Here is a 16,098-nt window from a genome sequence, read left to right on the forward strand (position 1 = left end):
TAATGTATCTTTGGTGGATTCATTGCCTATCATGCTTTCCAAACACCCTTATACAGCTAAAGTAGCATCTGAGATAGCAGATAAGGGTTATTGCGATGCAAAAAAACAATTTTATCATGGAGTAAAGCTCCATTTGATAGGTAAGGACAGATTTGAAAAAATACCTAAACCTAACTTTTTTGATTTTACGCCTGCCAGTGTGAATGATTTAACAGCTATAAAACCCATGATTTGCCAATTAAAAAATCAAATTGTGGTCGGTGATAAAGCATATAGTTCAGAAAAATTCAACCAACAACTTTCTAAAAATAACACGGTCGTTTTAACGCCTATAAAATTGAAAAAAAGACAACAATATCTACAATCGGATGATAGCCTATTTTCTAAGTATATTAGCTCTGTTAGGCAACCTATTGAATCTTTCTTTAAGTGGCTCATTAGCAAAACAGATATTCAAAATGCTTCAAAGGTACGTTCTGCTAATGCTCTATGGTCGCATTGTTTAGGTAGAATAACTGCTGCCATTTGTCTATTTATTTTTAATCCTTGATTCACATTTTAAAACCATTTTCTATACAACCCTGCACAAAAGCATCTGTAAACGGCGTTTTGTAATGCTTGGCATAAGTTACATTCAGCAACCCATCTTTGCCATGAAAAATATTATTGATTTGCTCGTTATGCTCCGATTTTCTGAAATAAGGCAATATTTCTTCATAACTCCAGCCCTCATTGCCCATACCTGCCCAATCATTATAATCTTCCCGGTTACCTCTTACATAGGCCATCGCATTAGTAGAACTACAGCCTCCTAAAGTTTTGCCTCTGGGCAGATACATTCTCCGGTTCAGTACGTGTGCTTGCGGCTCAGTCCAGTAACTCCAATCTACCTCGCTCCGATGCAGTTTGGCATACCCTGCCGGAATATGGATTTCCATTTTCTTATCCGGTCCTCCGGCTTCAATCAGCAATACTTTATAGTTAGGATTTTCAGAGAGTCGGTTTGCCAGCACACAGCCGGCAGAACCTGCACCGATAATGATGTAATCGTAGGTCATGGTATTGAATAGTTTTTTAGGTTAGTTTTAATTGTAATGTATTCGTAGAGCCGTAATGCATTACGGCTCACAAAGGTCTATGCAAACCAGATAATTTATTCTGGTAAGATGATACAAAAATAATAGATAGTTTCTCAAGATTTACAGCCCTCTGAAGACTATGCAATCGCGCGGCGAACCGTGCGTCTCTACGAAAACGCCTGAATCACGGGCTCAATCGCTCCATTTTCCAAACCCCATCTGCATCTGTAAACAATATTCTATCATGCAGGCGGCTGGGGCGGCCTTGCCAGAATTCAATTCTTTCAGGTATCACCCGATATCCTCCCCAATAAGGCGGACGGGGAATAAAACCATCGCCATAGTGTGCTTCCAGTTCCTTTTGTCTAATTTCTAATGCCTCTCTTGTTACCACTGCTGACTGATGAGAAACCCATGCCCCAATCTGGCTGCCTCGTGGACGAGCCTGAAAATATTCGTCTGACTCTGATGGCGTGGTTTTTACAATGCCCCCCTCAATGCGTACCTGTCGCTCCATAGCCCCCCAGAAAAAAGTCAGTGAAGCAAAAGGCGTTTCGGCTATTTCTTTGCCCTTATTGCTTTCGTAGTTGGTAAAAAAAACAAACCCGTTCTCGTCAAATCCTTTCAGCAAAACAATTCGGCCATGTGGTTTTCCGTTTGAGATAGTAGCCAGGTGCATGGCATTGGGTTCGAGTACCTTGAAGTCAACGGCCTCATTAAACCATTTTTCAAATTGTTTAAAGGGGTTTTCTAAAACATTTTCTTCCAATAATTCGTTGAGTAAGTAATTAAGTCGGAGTGCGGCTATATCTGTTTTTTTGTTCATTTTGTGCAACGTTTTAGGCATTTTTTACGTATATAAATATAGGCGGATTATTTACAAAAATCATTTTATCTGTATAAAAGTTAATTATCCGGACGAAAAGAACATCTTTTTTTCCGACTAATAAATTTTAACCATACTCTACACGGATTGTTAGGCAAAAGTATTTGTATATTTATTACATTTGCAAATCTAATCAAAACATTCCGTGAGATTACGAATCGTAACCATTACAAATGACGCATAAAGAACTGGATTTAGCAGAACCCGTTTCTGATGCTGCAGAAGTGAAAGATTCGTCTTTGACAGATGCAGAGGCTTCGGCCAATACTCAAGACTCTAAAGAAATTATGAACGAACCGAAAGATTCCATCGACACTTCGACTGACGAACCTGTTGAAGCCAGCACAATAGAGGTGAAAGATGAAGCCCCCGTTGCTGAAAACACCAATGAAACCCCAGTATCCACTGCGGCAGTATCCACTGCGGCAGTATCCACTGCGGCAGTATCCACTACAACTGACACGCCCGTAGTAGATACTACTACTGACGAGCCTGCTACAGATACTTTGGATACCCCTACCCCTGTGGATACAGCCGCTGTGGATACAGCCGCTGGCAAATCCTCTGACATAGAAGATGCGCCTATAGAAAATGTAGCCATTACTACTGATACTGATGGGGCAACCGACGAAACTACAAAACCTATTTTGGGTGAAGACGAAAGCCCGATGGAGGAAATTGTTGTAAGCACCGACCCGACAGTGATGGTTGAAGTATCGCCCAAACCTATCGAGCCGGAAGAAGCAGTAATAGAAGAACTCCCTCAGACCATCGATTTAATTGAAGAAGAGGCAACTGTTCAACCTGGTGAAGAGGTGGACTACAGCAGTTTCTCTAAAAAGGATTTTGTTGACCTGGGTGAAAAACTATTGGCTTCTATCAAAGCCGAGGGGGTAAGTATATCAGACGTTAAAAATGCCGACAATGTGATGAAGGAAATCAAACCGATATTTGATGACCTGAAAGCACGTGACAAATCGGAGGCATTGAAAAAATATATTGCAGATAACGGTAACAACGAAGGCTTTGAGTATAAAAACGACAATTTTGTGGTGCGTTTTGAATCATTGAGTGCGCAAATCCGTGATGCAAAAAACAATTTCTTCCAGAAAATAGAACGCCAGAAAGAAGACTATTTCGAACGTAAAACCAATTTATTACAACGTTTGCGTGAAATTGTAGAGCAGGAAGAACAAGGCGGCTCAAAAAACAACTGGCAGGAATTCAAGAAACTACAGGAAGACTGGAAAGGTGCAGGCAATGTCAATTCTCCGCACAATACTTCTTTGTGGTCGGCCTACAATGCGCTGGTTGACAGATATTTCAGTATCCGTCATATCCAGAACGAACTGAAAGACCTTGACCGCAAGAAAAACCTGGCAGCCAAAACCGAGATAGCCGAGCGCATTGAAGCCATTGCCAAAACCCTGGAAGAAAGCGGATTGAGCAATACTACGCTGCGTCAGGCAAACGATTTGCTGGAAGAATACAAACATATTGGCCCGGCACAACGTGAAGCACAAGACGAACTATGGAAACGTCTGAAAGCCGCGTTTGATATTATTCACAACAAACGTCGTGAGCAATCATCACAGGCCGGAGCTTTACAGGAAGAAATCTATCAGGCCAAATCTCGTCTGGTTGAGAACCTGAAACCTTATATAGCGTTCAATACAGATAGTATCAACGAGTGGAACGCCAAAACCAAAGAAATACTGGCAGTACAAGACCAATGGAATGCCATTAAAGGTGCTATGCCGAAAGAAAAAGGTAAGGACATCAGCCGTGAATTCTGGTCGTCGCTGAAAACTTTCTTCCGTAACAAAGGCGATTTCTTTAATAAATTAGAAGCCGAAAGAGAAAGCAACCTGAAAGCTAAAACTTCGTTGTGCGAACAGGTAGAAGTTTTGTTAGAGTCGGGCGACTTCTCTCCTGCCAATACAGACAGAGTAGTAGAATTGCAAAAAACCTGGAAGACAATCGGGCATGTACCTGAGAAATTCAAGGATAAAATCTACGACCGTTTCAAAAAGGCGTGTGATGCGTTCTTCAATGGCAAACGTGCCAAAGGCAACGAGGTAGAGAAAGAATATGAAGCCAATCTTCAACAAAAAATAGCCCTTTGCGACGAGATTGAAGCCGCAGCCAAAGCAGGAGAAGCCGATTTGAGCAAACTGCAAAGCTACAAAGCACGCTACAACGAAATAGGTTTTGTACCTCGCAAAGAAATGCAGACCATTCAACGTCGTTTTGTTGATGCCATCAATGCTTATGTAAAAGCCAGCTCAGGTGTGAGCGGTTCTGAAAAAGAGAAGATACTGTTGCAGAACGAGGTTGATGTAACCCTGAAAGGCGACAAAGGCAACTCGAAAGAATTAGATAAGAAAGAAAACGATTTGCGCAGAAAGATGAAGAAACTGGAAGACGACATCAGTCTGTGGCAGAACAATATCGAATTCTTTGCCCGTTCTAAAAACGCCTCAGCCGTGCGTGCCGAGTACGAAGAGAAGATTAAAGGCGCAGAAAAAGAACTCGCTGATTTGAAGCAAAAGCTAAAAATTATCGTAGCAGCGAATTAAGAAACTGTTTGAATTAATCTTTTAAGATAAAAAAGTTGCTTTTTGTTCAATACTTCGCTTTAAAAATCCCGCGCGGCGTCCGCTCATTTAGCTCTGCTAAACTCCGGTTTTTAAATCTTGTCTTGATTCAAAAATCATTCTTTTTTATTTTTAAAATTTAACTCAAACAGTTTCTAAAAATATTTCATTTCTTAACTCGTTGGTCTTCAACGAGTTAAGAAATTGTTAAAAAATATTTCAAAAAAACGCTTGCGTAGTATATCCGAAAGCCGTAATTTTGCATCACGAAATCAGAACAAAAGGCAACTTGAAGATCTGAAATCAAAAATAAATGCCTCCATAGCTCAGCTGATAGAGCAACTGACTTGTAATCAGTAGGTCGCTGGTTTGATCCCGGCTGGGGGCTCAAAAAACGAAAAGCCAAGAGAAATCTTGGCTTTTTTTGTTATGGGATTTGCTGATTTGTTTGAATTTTGGTTATTTGGCAATCGCTTTAGCTCTGTGACTATTTTAAATAGTATGAATCAAATAAGCAATCATTTATAGTAATGATAAACACAAATATTTGATGTAAAAAATGGCAAATCAACAAAATCAATTAGCAATTTATCAAATAGAAAGTGGTGCATTAGAGCTTCGGACAGATAATATCCAGGAAACAATTTGGGCAAGTCTTGACCAGATTTCTGTGCTATTTGATAGAGATAAGTCTGTGATTTCAAGGCACATCAAAAATATTTATTCGGAAGAAGAATTAAGCAGAAAGTCAACTGTTGCATTTTTTGCAACAGTTCAAAAAGAAGGCAAAAGAGAGGTTGTTCGTAATATTGAAAATTTTAATTTAGATGTTATTCTTTCTGTTGGATATAGAGTAAATTCAAAAATTGCTACAAAGTTCCGTCAATGGGCTACAACAACTTTAAAACAGCATATTACCCAAGGTTTTACAATCAATCAAAAGAGAGTAGAAGAAAATAAAACCTTATTTCTGCAAACACTTGAAGATTTAAAACTGCTTACCGATAATAAACAAGTAGATACTAAAGACATTTTATCGTTAATTCAATCATTTTCCAGTGCTTTTTTTGCCTTAAATAGTTATGATAAAAATGAGTTTCCACAAAACGGCACAATTGAAGAAATAAATGCTTCGGCAGAGGAGCTATCCCAAGATTTGCAACAGCTTAAATCTGAACTTATTAACAAAGGAGAAGCAACGCTACTTTTTGCACAAGAAAAGAAACAAGGAAATTTAGCAGGTATTTTTGGAAATGTATTTCAGAGCGTGTTCGGACAAGATGCTTACCCAACCATAGAGGAAAAAGCAGCTCATTTACTTTATTTTATTATCAAGAATCATCCATTTAATGATGGCAATAAGCGTAGCGGAGCATTTAGTTTTATATGGCTATTGCAAAAAGCAGGCTATGATTTCAGAAAAAAAATAAGCCCGGAGACTCTTACAACTTTGACAATTCTTATTGCGGAATCAGACCCAAATGATAAAGAGAAAATGATAGGAATAGTAAAGCTACTCTTTAATAATACACAGTAAAGAATAATTAATATCCGATAAGGTAATAAAATCTTAACTAAAAATCATCCATGTCAAAAGCATAGGCTTGTAAACTGAATATTCGCTTTCATATCCCCCCTTCTCCCCCATAATCAAACCAGACAGTAGTAGTGCCTTTGTTTTTAGCAAATTGTAGGAATCTTTCAAAATTGCGTAGGTCTTGTCCGAAATTATTCTGGGTGTAGCTTTTGGCTTTGCCGAGTGGATTATGGGTTTTGGTTTATTCCAGCTGATAAAGCCGGGCATAACTCATCGTTTACGGGTATTTTTGATTATTCCCGTCGGTTGCCTCTTTAGGTGCGTATTATTTTACCAGACTTTACTGCCATTATGGGTTGGTTACTCTGATATATAGAGACATTTGAACCGAAAACCAAATCTGCCTGAAATCAGGGAGCGAAGCGGCATTTTTATTAACGATTCATTTCGATATACCCCCGATTCACCGGGCTATTCCAACGACTGAGTGATGTATTTTTTTTTGATTTTATGGCTGTATCTATTTTTGATTCAATAGTCTATATTATTGAATTTACCCAAAACAGCATTCATAATTATGAAAAAAATTATTACTTTTCTGTTATTAGTTTCAATCAATACGGTTTTTGCGCAAAGCACAGAACTGCTGCCGGGGGTAGTATTGCCTCAGATGACTACCACCCAACGCACAGATATGGTGAACCCGACGAATGGGTCGCTGGTATTTGACAAAACTACCCAGAGCTATTGGTTCAGGCAATCGGGGGCGTGGGTTGAGCTACCCAAAGGCGGAAGTACTTCCAATTTCTGGCAGACATCAGGTTTGGGAGGTAACGAAATCAGGAATACCAATACAGGGGGATTCTGGTCCAAAAACCCAGTAGGTATGAATTATAGTTCAAATAATACCTCTAACCCACCCACAGCTCCTGTAAATGAAGCGGGCACAAGGCTGATGTGGATACCGGGGCGGTCGGCATTCAGGGTTGGTACCATTACGGATGAAAACTACTGGGCTGCCGATAGCATTGGCTTGTTTTCGTTTGCCAGTGGCATCAATACCAAAGCCAGTGGTTTTGGCTCTACTGCCATGGGCAATTTTTCGAGTGCTTCGGGAAAGTCTGGGGTAGCTCTGGGTTATAACAGTCATGCTACGGCTAATGGAGCTGTTGCCATCGGCTACAATGCCTATGCTCATGCAGAGTATGCCACTGCCCTCGGTTTTGTAACACAGGCATTGGGGGTTGCCTCTACTGCTTTGGGTTCCATGAACGTTGCCAATGGCCCTTATGCACTGGTAGCCGGACATAGTACCCAGGCAAACGGTACCGCAGCTACTGCCTTGGGTGCCTCTACCAGAGCCAACGGAGATATATCTTTGGCAACAGGGCTGCTCTGTGTGGCCAGTGGGGAGTTTTCTACAGCTATGGGGACTTATATGAATACCAATAATAAAAAGGGAGCTTTTGCCATTGGTGATTCTGACCCTGACAATGAAGGGCAATCGCTGGTGGGAGCGGCCGACCAGTTTGTGGCACGGTTCAAGAACGGGTATTATCTGATGACCAGTGGTAATGCTAACCCCCGCACAGGTGTGTCTATCAGCAATGGGCAAACGGCGTGGAGTGCCATCAGTGATTCGACCCGTAAGGAGAGGTTTATATTAGCCAACGGCGAAGATTTTCTGCTTAAACTCCGCAGCTTGCGGTTAGGCTCATGGAATTATAAAAACCAGAAAAACCCATCTCCCGAGCGATTCTACGGCCCGATGGCACAGGAACTATTTGCGGCTTATGGCAAGGATAAATATGGTACCATCGGTACGGATACATCAGTAAGCACCCTGAATATGGACGGGTTGCTGTTTATATTTGCCCAGACGCTGGAGAAACGTACGGCACAATTGCAGGCAGAGAATGACGAGTTGAAAGGAATTGTAGCGAAACTGGACGCACGACTGACATCGCTTGAAACTGCCGACCGACCCAAGCGGGTTATCAGGGCAGATGACTAATGTAGGGCACAATTGCAGGCAGAGAATGACAGACTGAAAACTGAAATGACTGCTTTGAAGAATCGCACCTGCTGAGGCAGGAAGCAAAAAGCATTCTGAAAGCTATGATTGAAAAACCGGAAGCACGATTGGATATTCTTGAGTCGAAAAACTACAGAAGGGTTTCAACCCCTTAATCAGACCGATAGTAACTCCTGCATCTTTTGGATATTATCAGACCCTACGGGCGTTTATTGTGGAAACGCCCGTAGGGTCTGATGCTTTGATGGAGCCTTACCGATGCCTCAAATTGTTAGTTTTTGTTTGCATCAGGGGCATCTTCTATTCTAATTTTATGCTTCGGTAATGGCATGAGGTATGAAAAAACTAATGATAAGCCTGGTATTTCTTCTGACGAAGTATTCCTTGACGGCTCAAAATACAACCATCGGACAAGGATTTGTTTTACCCCAGATGACAACCCTGGATCGGCTGGACCTTAATAGTCCCAATGGCACTCTGGTGTTTGATACCCAGACACAAAGCTATTGGTGTAAACAAAACGGAAAGTGGACTGAATTACCTAAAACAACCAATGCTGTCAACAGATGGGAGCTTCAGGGAACGGGAAATGCCATCAGGAATATGGGAACTGGTGGTTTCTGGTCGGCTTATCCAACGCCTTCAGACCCGGAAGGCAAGGCCGGAAAATACCCATATCCGATTCCGCTTAATGAAGTGGGCACACGGCTGATGTGGATACCCAATCAGTCGGCTTTCAGGGTCGGAACCGTCAGAAATACTTCCTGCTGGTCGTTTGAGAATATCGGCTCTTTCTCTTTTGCCTCAGGGCTGGATACCCGTGCCTCTAATGCAGCAGCCATAGGTACAGAGGCTGTAGCTGCAGGGTTTACCGCCACTGCCCTGGGTGAGCATACCGTAGCCGATGGGTATTATTCGGTAGCACTGGGGTCAGATACACAGTCGTTCGGCGATGGTTCAGTGACGTTTGGAGTTGGGTGCCGGACACTTGACAATTATGCCGTTGCCATAGGCAGCTATGCTAAAGCTACGGTTTCGCACGCTACGGCTATGGGTACTTATGCCATCGCCAGTGGTGTTTACTCAACGGCTATCGGGAGATATGTAGATACCAACAGACAAGCGGGTGCTTTTATAATGGGAGATTCAAGCCCGCATAACCCTGGCGGAGGTGGCTCCGGCACCACCGGCACCACCGTAGGTATTGCTGATGAATTTGTGGGAAGATTCAACGGAGGATACCGGCTGATAACCACAGGAGGAGAGAATCCTTTAGGAGCGCAGATGCTCAATGGAGAGTCAGGCTGGAGCATCATCAGCGATTCGACCCGTAAAGAAAAATTTATTGCAGCCAATGGCGAACTATTTTTACAGAAACTCGGAAGCCTGCGATTAGGCTCATGGAATTATAAAAAGCAGGGAAACACCCCCCGCCGATATTATGGCCCTATGGCGCAGGAAATATATGCAGCCTATGGCCATGATAAATGGGGCATAATTGGTACAGATACGACTGTCAGCTCCCAGAATGCAGACGGGTTGCTGTTTATTCTGGCACAGGCACTGGAGGCGCAGACGGCACAGATGCAAAAAGAAAACCAACTACTGGAGGCGCAACTCGAAGCCGAAAATCTGACCCTTAAAAACATTATACTGCAAATGAATACCCGTCTGGCTGTGCTGGAGGCAGGTACCACAGCCCGATTGCCGGTAAGAAATATCCTATTACCCACAGAACGAAAACTCCCATGAAATTACTATCCATCTGTACTTTGCTTGTACTTATCCCTCTACATGCCTTCTCACAAAGCACACTCCTGCAGCCCGGACTGGTTTTACCGCAAATGACCACCACCCAACGCAATGCTCTTGTGAATCCGTCCAACGGAATGCTGGTGTTTGATACCGGAACCCAAAGCTTCTGGTACAGACAAAGTAATGCGTGGGTACAACTACCCAAAGGGCCCAACCCTGTGAACTACTGGGAACAGGCAGGCTCAGGTGGCAACGAAATCAGGAATACCAATACGGGGGGATTCTGGTCTAAAAACCCGACAATGGTAATTGATGATAACAATGAAACAACCAACCCGCCGACAGCTCCGGTAAATGAGATAGGCACACGGTTGATGTGGATACCGGGGCGGTCGGCGTTCAGGGTGGGTACAGTAACCAATACCAACGTATGGGCACCTGCCCGCATTGGTATTTTCTCGTTTGCTTCGGGTTTTGATACCGAGGCCAGCGGGAAAGGTTCGACAGCAATGGGCATGAATGCCAAAGCAACCGGCAATGCCTCAACTTCAATGGGATATTTTACATCTGCCTCCGGCATAAGCAGCACAGCCCTGGGTTATGAGTCGGTAGCCAGTGGCAGTTTCTCTACTTCGCTTGGCTATGGCAATCAGGCCACAGGGGCAGAGGCAGTAACCTTTGGCGCAATAAACAAGGCCTCTGGCCAGGCATCAATTGCCATAGGATACAACGCAGAGGCAAGCGGTGAGCTATCGGTGGCGATAGGGAGCAATATAACCACTAATGGGAGAAAAGGGGCATTTGTGTTGGGAGATTCGCACCCGGTGGGTGGCCCTCGTACAGCACCACTCGCAGATGACCAGTTTGTCGGGCGGTTCAATGGTGGATATTACCTCATCACAGGCGGAGATGCCGAACCCCGTACGGGTGCGCATATGCTGCACGGAGAGACAGGCTGGAGTATTATCAGCGACTCGACCCGGAAAGAAAGATTTTTGGCAGCAGACGGCGAGGTGTTTCTAAAAAAATTGAAAACCCTGCGGCTGGGTTCCTGGAGCTACAAAAACCAGGGGGCAAACCCAAAACGGTTTTACGGGCCGATGGCACAAGAGATTTTTGCCGCCTTTGGCAAAGATAAATATGGCACTATCGGGAATGATACCACACTGAATGCTACCAATATGGACGGGCTGCTGTTTATTTTCTCACAGGCACTGGTGCAGCGCACCCAAAAGCTGAAGGAAGAAAACCAGCATATCAGGCAACGTTTTGAGGCAGAAAATCAGACCCTGAAAATGCTCATCAGGCAGATAGACGAGCGGCTGATGAGCCTTGAAGCCAACCACCAGGTAAATCCCGGCAAGCAGTTAGCCCGATAAACAGGGCTATACTACCCGGCATAGGATAACTTTACAGACAGACACTACACAAGCAAGAATTATACGAATGAAAAACGATGAAAAAGCTACTACTTTTAATGAGCGTCCTGCTGTCAGGAGGCAATGCGATGTCCCAGAGTATTACGCTCGAACCCGGGCTGCTACTGCCCAAAATGACTACTACCCAGCGCATCAATGCAGGTACCAAAACGAATGGCATGCTGGTGTTTGATACCAATACCCAAAGTTACTGGTATTGGCAGGCCAACAACTGGATTGAGATTCCGAGAGCAGGAGGAACAGCCAATTACTGGGCACTAACAGGCAACGGGAGCAATGTGATTGGCAATGTGAATAGCGGAGGGTTCTGGTCGAAGAACCCAACCGGGCTGAGCCTGACATCAGATAATGTCAGCCACCCGCCGACTGTTCCTGTCAATGAACCCGGCACACGCCTGATGTGGATTCCTGGTCGTTCGGCATTCAGAGTAGGAACTGTTACCAATACACACCAGTGGGCTGCCGACAGCATCGGGTTGTTTTCGATGGCTGCGGGGCTTGATACCAAAGCCAGTGGTTGGATTTCTACTGCACTGGGGTTTCGGTCGAAAGCAGAGGGGCAAATGTCATTTGCCAGTGGTGAGTCTGCCGTGGCCAGTGGTTATAATGCCACAGCTATGGGAAAAAACGTGAGAGCCGCCGGAAATTTCTCGGTGGCAATCGGGATTGGTTCGTTCGGGCTGGGTGAGAGTTCTATGGCCATCGGAACCAATACATTTACCAATGGACATAGTGCTGTGGCACTCGGCACAGCCACCAAAGCGCTTGCCATGAGTGCCACCGCCATAGGCGAAAACACCGTTGCCGAGGGGAATTATTCAATGGCTGCCGGCCTCAGTTCAAGGGCTTCGGGGTATGCCTCTACCGCAATGGGCAATTATACCCATGCCACCGGAACCCATGCCACAGCCCTGGGTTACAATACTACCTCAAGCGGGTTGAGCGCACTTTCGGCAGGCTCACACTCTATTGCCTCGGGCAGAAATGCCTTTGCTATGGGTGATTATGCCTATGCCACAGGCGATTTGTCGACAGCCATCGGGGCATCAGTGGTGGCAAGTGGATATGCCTCTACCGCTATTGGCACCGCCTTGAGTACCAATGGTCAGTGGGGGGCTTTTGTGATAGGTGATACAGACCCCGATAATGAGGGAACTACCTTTTGTGATACACCTGAACAGTTCGTAGCCCGATTCAGAAACGGTTTTTATCTATATACCGGTGGGAGTGCCAACCCCCGAACAGGCGTAAGGATGCACAACGGGCAATCGGCCTGGAGTTCGGTCAGTGATTCTACCAAAAAAGAGAAATTCCTACGGGCCGACGGGGAGTCTTTCCTGCTCAGGCTGCGGAGCCTGCGGCTTGGGTCATGGAATTACAAGCAGAAGCGGCACACCAACCCGGAGCGTTTTTATGGCCCTATGGCGCAAGAGGTTTTTGCGGCTTTTGGCCGGGATACCTATGGCACTATCGGCAATGATACGACCGTAAGCACGATGAATATGGACGGCCTGCTGTTTATTTTTGCACAGGCACTGGAAAAACGCACCCACGAGCTAAAGGCCGAAAACGAGCATCTGAGGGCGGAGTCCCTGGCTTGGCGGAATGAAACACAGGCATTGAAAACACTGATTCAACAATTAGTGGAACGTGTTGGAACCATCGAGGCCGTTTCGGCTCATCACCTTCCTCAGGGGGAGGCACTCAGCAATAACCCCGATACTTTCAGGATACTAAAAAATTAACAGGCCAACAGCCGTAGGGGTAGATTAGTAATAGTAGGCAGCTACTCTCCGGCTCTCAGAGGGTAGCTGCGGTAGGTTAGACAATTGTCAGGAAAAAAATCATTACATCAACAAAAATCAATGAAAAAACTATTATTGTATATGTTGCTGCCTTTGCTGTGGGCAGGCGGCGTATGTGGCCAGAGCAGCACTTTTTTGCCACAGGGGGCGGTATTACCTCAAATGACACAGGCCGCGCGTTTGTCGCTCAGTAATCCGTCGAACGGCACACTCGTGTTTGATACCGATACCCAGAGCTACTGGTACTGGCAAAGCCAGACACCGCAGCAAGAGGTAAGTATCAAGATGGATTCTTTGCCCGGCAGATGGGTAGAGCTTGCAAAAGATATACTGAAGAATAATTTCTGGACATTATCGGGTATGGCTGGCAATGAAATCAGAAATATGAATGCAGGCGGGTTCTGGTCGGCTAATCCGACGATAGTAGAACGAATGGCAGAAAATAGCAGTAATCCGCCCACTGTGCCAACCAGCAAACCCGGTACAAGGCTTATGTGGATACCCGGACGGTCGGCTTTCAGGGTAGGAACAGTAACCGATACCACCGTATGGTCGGGTATCAATATAGGTTTTTTTTCGTTTGCAGCTGGTTACAATACCTCAGCTGAAGGGCGTTTTGCAACGGCTTTCGGCGAAAACTCTGTGGCATCGGGCAATCATGCAACCGCAATGGGGCAGGGAGTTATTGCCGGCAGCGTATCAACCACCGCATTGGGAACACTTACCTCGGCACTCGGGATTTACTCAACCGCACTCGGATTTAAATCCGTTGCGCAAGGAGCCTATGCTACTGTACTGGGTACCCGAAACAACGCCAGAGGTGGTTATGCTACGGCTATGGGCGCAGAGGTAAACGCCACAGGAAATTTTGCTACGGCAATGGGGCAAAATACTATCGCCGCCGGAGAGGCCTCGACGGCTATGGGCTATTTTAGTGAGGCGGTTGGTAACCATACTACGGCTATGGGTTTCAGAACTAAAGCCGATGGCCTGTATGCCACCGCCGTGGGTGGGCATACCCTTGCGGGTGGTATGTATGCGACTGCCATAGGACACCGCACCAATGCCAGCGGGGATTTTTCGACAGCTATGGGCAGCAAAGTAGGCACAGGCGGGCATACGGGTGCGTTTATTATCGGAGACTCAGACCCTGAGCAGAAAGGAGAGGTAGTTAATACCCTTGATAACCAGTTTATGGCCCGATTTTATAACGGATACTATTTATTAACCAATCATCATGATAACCGCACAGGGGTGCAGATTGCGCATGGGCAAACAGCCTGGAGTGCCATCAGTGATTCGACCCGGAAAGAAAAATTTGTAAAGGCCGACGGGGAGTCATTCCTGTTCAGGCTGCGAAGCCTGCGGCTTGGGTCATGGAATTATAAGCAGAAGCAGCACACCAGCCCGGAACGTTTTTATGGCCCTATGGCGCAGGAGGTTTTTGCGGCTTTCGGTCGGGATATCTATGGCACCATCGGCAATGATACAACCGTGAGCACCCTGAATATGGACGGCCTGTTGTTTATTTTTGCACAGGCTCTCGAAAAACGCACCCAGGAGCTAAAGGCCGAAAACGAAACGCTGAAACAACGGGTGCTGACTCAGGAAGCATACAGCGATGAAAGTACCCGGAAATTCTTGCAACTGACCACAGAAAACCAGCAGTTAAAACACCTGCTGCAACAAATGGGCAGCCGTATTGAAAACCTTGAAGGGCATCTCAAACCTTCGGATACCGGGCGGCTTACACAGGCAGGGGTTCATTGATTGCGTATGCCCGAGCTAAGTAAGTACTAAACTTATAATTTTTCTAATTTTACAAAGAGGCTCGTACTGGTCATACGAGCCTCTTTCATTGCTTAATCGCTAACGATTAAAATGAATCACCAAAATAAAGTAAAAAAGTACCCTCTCTTCACGTATTTTAAGATAACGTTTTAATTACCACACCCTTGAATCTGTGCTTTAAAGATACTACCCTCTGATGACTCAAAGCCCGGATTCAAGATGATAGCCTTTCCTGCATTGTAAGTTACATTGGCCGGAGAAATAATTTTATTGCCTGCATTAATCTGTAAAGATGCCTGTTCGGTAACTGTCCCTGTACTGATGTTAGTAGTCAGGCTTTTGACAGCCGGAGTTACTGACAAATACTGCATCGTCGGGTTACTGGCTACCACCTGGTTAGATGATGCTACCCGAATCAGATATCGTCCCGTGGGGGACAGATTCTGTGGCAACTGGCAGGAAATCGTTCCGGCTGTGGTACTTGTTCCTATAAGGGTTGGATTTGTAAAACCTCCTGTTGAATCTGATAGCTGGATATTAAAGATATTACTTGAATCAAACGAACCAGTTGTGGCAAAGGTAACATTAACCGGGCTACCTGCACATAAACGATTGTTTGGTATAGTTGGGGCATTAATTACTGCCATTGTGCCTACTACTGTAAAAGTAGTTACCACAGGGCCATAGACAGTTCCGCCTATACGGTTATCTTCCCGATAACCTGTCACGGTCATTGTATAAGTACCCGGTATAAAGTTCCGGCCATATACATTCACTCCCAAATTATCAAATACTGCATAAGGCTCTACATTCTGCAAAATAGTCCAGTTTATTTCAGGGCCTGTAATAGTTAAATCAACGCTTCCTATGGGGATAGTCTGACAAATAGGTTTAGCGATAATTGATACCTGTTCAGGGATTTGCTGGATAACCATACCATCTTCTAATGAGAACATATTTTCATAAGGGTCTCCTGCTTTTACATATTGCAAATCAACTATTTGTGTACAAGGGTCAATTCCACTCACAACAACATTGGTTGTAGCAGTAGCTGAACAAACACCATTGGTTACTGTAACTGTATAAATCCCTGCATTACCTGATTGCGCATTGGGAATAGTAGGGTTCTGACTTGAACTATTGAATGCAACAGGCCCCGACCAACTATAAGCAC

At 44.9% G+C, this 16,098-nt stretch carries 10 protein-coding genes, 1 tRNA gene and 1 pseudogene; 9 read left to right on the plus strand and 3 right to left on the minus strand.

Annotated elements, in window-relative coordinates:
- The coding region (locus EWM59_RS26145; protein ID WP_207220055.1) for a transposase at window positions 1-550 on the plus strand (550 nt) is incomplete at its 5' end.
- 13 nt (window positions 551-563) lie between these two features.
- Here EWM59_RS26145 and EWM59_RS26150 read toward each other — a convergent pair.
- Window positions 564-1,058, minus strand: a pseudogene (locus EWM59_RS26150) (GMC family oxidoreductase); the annotation flags it as partial.
- A gap of 205 nt (window positions 1,059-1,263) precedes the next feature.
- The gene (gene pdxH, locus EWM59_RS26155; RefSeq protein ID WP_130024176.1) at window positions 1,264-1,905 is read right to left on the minus strand and encodes a pyridoxamine 5'-phosphate oxidase; all 642 of its coding nucleotides are present in this window, start codon (window positions 1,903-1,905) and stop codon (window positions 1,264-1,266) included.
- A gap of 233 nt (window positions 1,906-2,138) precedes the next feature.
- Here pdxH and EWM59_RS26160 point away from each other — a divergent pair, with 233 nt between their 5' ends.
- The 8 genes from EWM59_RS26160 (at window position 2,139) to EWM59_RS26195 (ending at window position 14,903) form a co-directional block, all read left to right on the plus strand.
- Window positions 2,139-4,544 (plus strand): DUF349 domain-containing protein, encoded by a 2,406-nt coding sequence (locus EWM59_RS26160; protein ID WP_229239438.1) that lies wholly within the window; start codon window positions 2,139-2,141, stop codon window positions 4,542-4,544.
- 333 nt (window positions 4,545-4,877) lie between these two features.
- A tRNA-Thr gene (locus tag EWM59_RS26165) sits at window positions 4,878-4,950 on the plus strand.
- 171 nt (window positions 4,951-5,121) lie between these two features.
- Window positions 5,122-6,099 carry a virulence RhuM family protein/type II toxin-antitoxin system death-on-curing family toxin gene (locus EWM59_RS26170; protein WP_130024177.1) on the plus strand — a complete coding sequence of 326 codons (978 nt, stop codon included), beginning with the start codon at window positions 5,122-5,124 and terminating at the stop codon, window positions 6,097-6,099.
- A 577-nt stretch (window positions 6,100-6,676) separates the two neighbouring features.
- Window positions 6,677-8,113 carry a phage tail-like protein gene (locus EWM59_RS26175; protein WP_130024178.1) on the plus strand — a complete coding sequence of 479 codons (1,437 nt, stop codon included), beginning with the start codon at window positions 6,677-6,679 and terminating at the stop codon, window positions 8,111-8,113.
- Window positions 8,114-8,470: 357 nt separating this feature from the next.
- Window positions 8,471-9,886, plus strand: a complete 1,416-nt coding sequence (locus tag EWM59_RS26180; protein WP_130024179.1) for a tail fiber domain-containing protein — start codon at window positions 8,471-8,473, stop codon at window positions 9,884-9,886.
- Complete coding sequence (locus tag EWM59_RS26185) at window positions 9,883-11,268, plus strand: phage tail-like protein (RefSeq protein WP_130024180.1); 1,386 nt, start codon at window positions 9,883-9,885, stop codon at window positions 11,266-11,268. The genes EWM59_RS26180 and EWM59_RS26185 overlap by 4 nt, the downstream gene beginning before the upstream one ends.
- A gap of 77 nt (window positions 11,269-11,345) precedes the next feature.
- Window positions 11,346-13,073: a phage tail-like protein gene (locus EWM59_RS26190; protein WP_130024181.1), complete on the plus strand. Its 1,728-nt coding sequence runs from the start codon at window positions 11,346-11,348 to the stop codon at window positions 13,071-13,073.
- 120 nt (window positions 13,074-13,193) lie between these two features.
- Window positions 13,194-14,903, plus strand: a complete 1,710-nt coding sequence (locus tag EWM59_RS26195; RefSeq protein ID WP_130024182.1) for a phage tail-like protein — start codon at window positions 13,194-13,196, stop codon at window positions 14,901-14,903.
- A 170-nt stretch (window positions 14,904-15,073) separates the two neighbouring features.
- Here EWM59_RS26195 and EWM59_RS27900 read toward each other — a convergent pair.
- Window positions 15,074-16,098, minus strand: a 1,025-nt coding sequence (locus EWM59_RS27900) for a 3-coathanger stack domain-containing protein (RefSeq protein ID WP_229239439.1), incomplete at its 5' end; no start/stop codon positions are given.

The organism is Emticicia agri (genome assembly GCF_004168285.1).
In the GTDB taxonomy this organism is placed as follows: Bacteria; Bacteroidota; Bacteroidia; order Cytophagales; family Spirosomataceae; genus Emticicia; species Emticicia agri.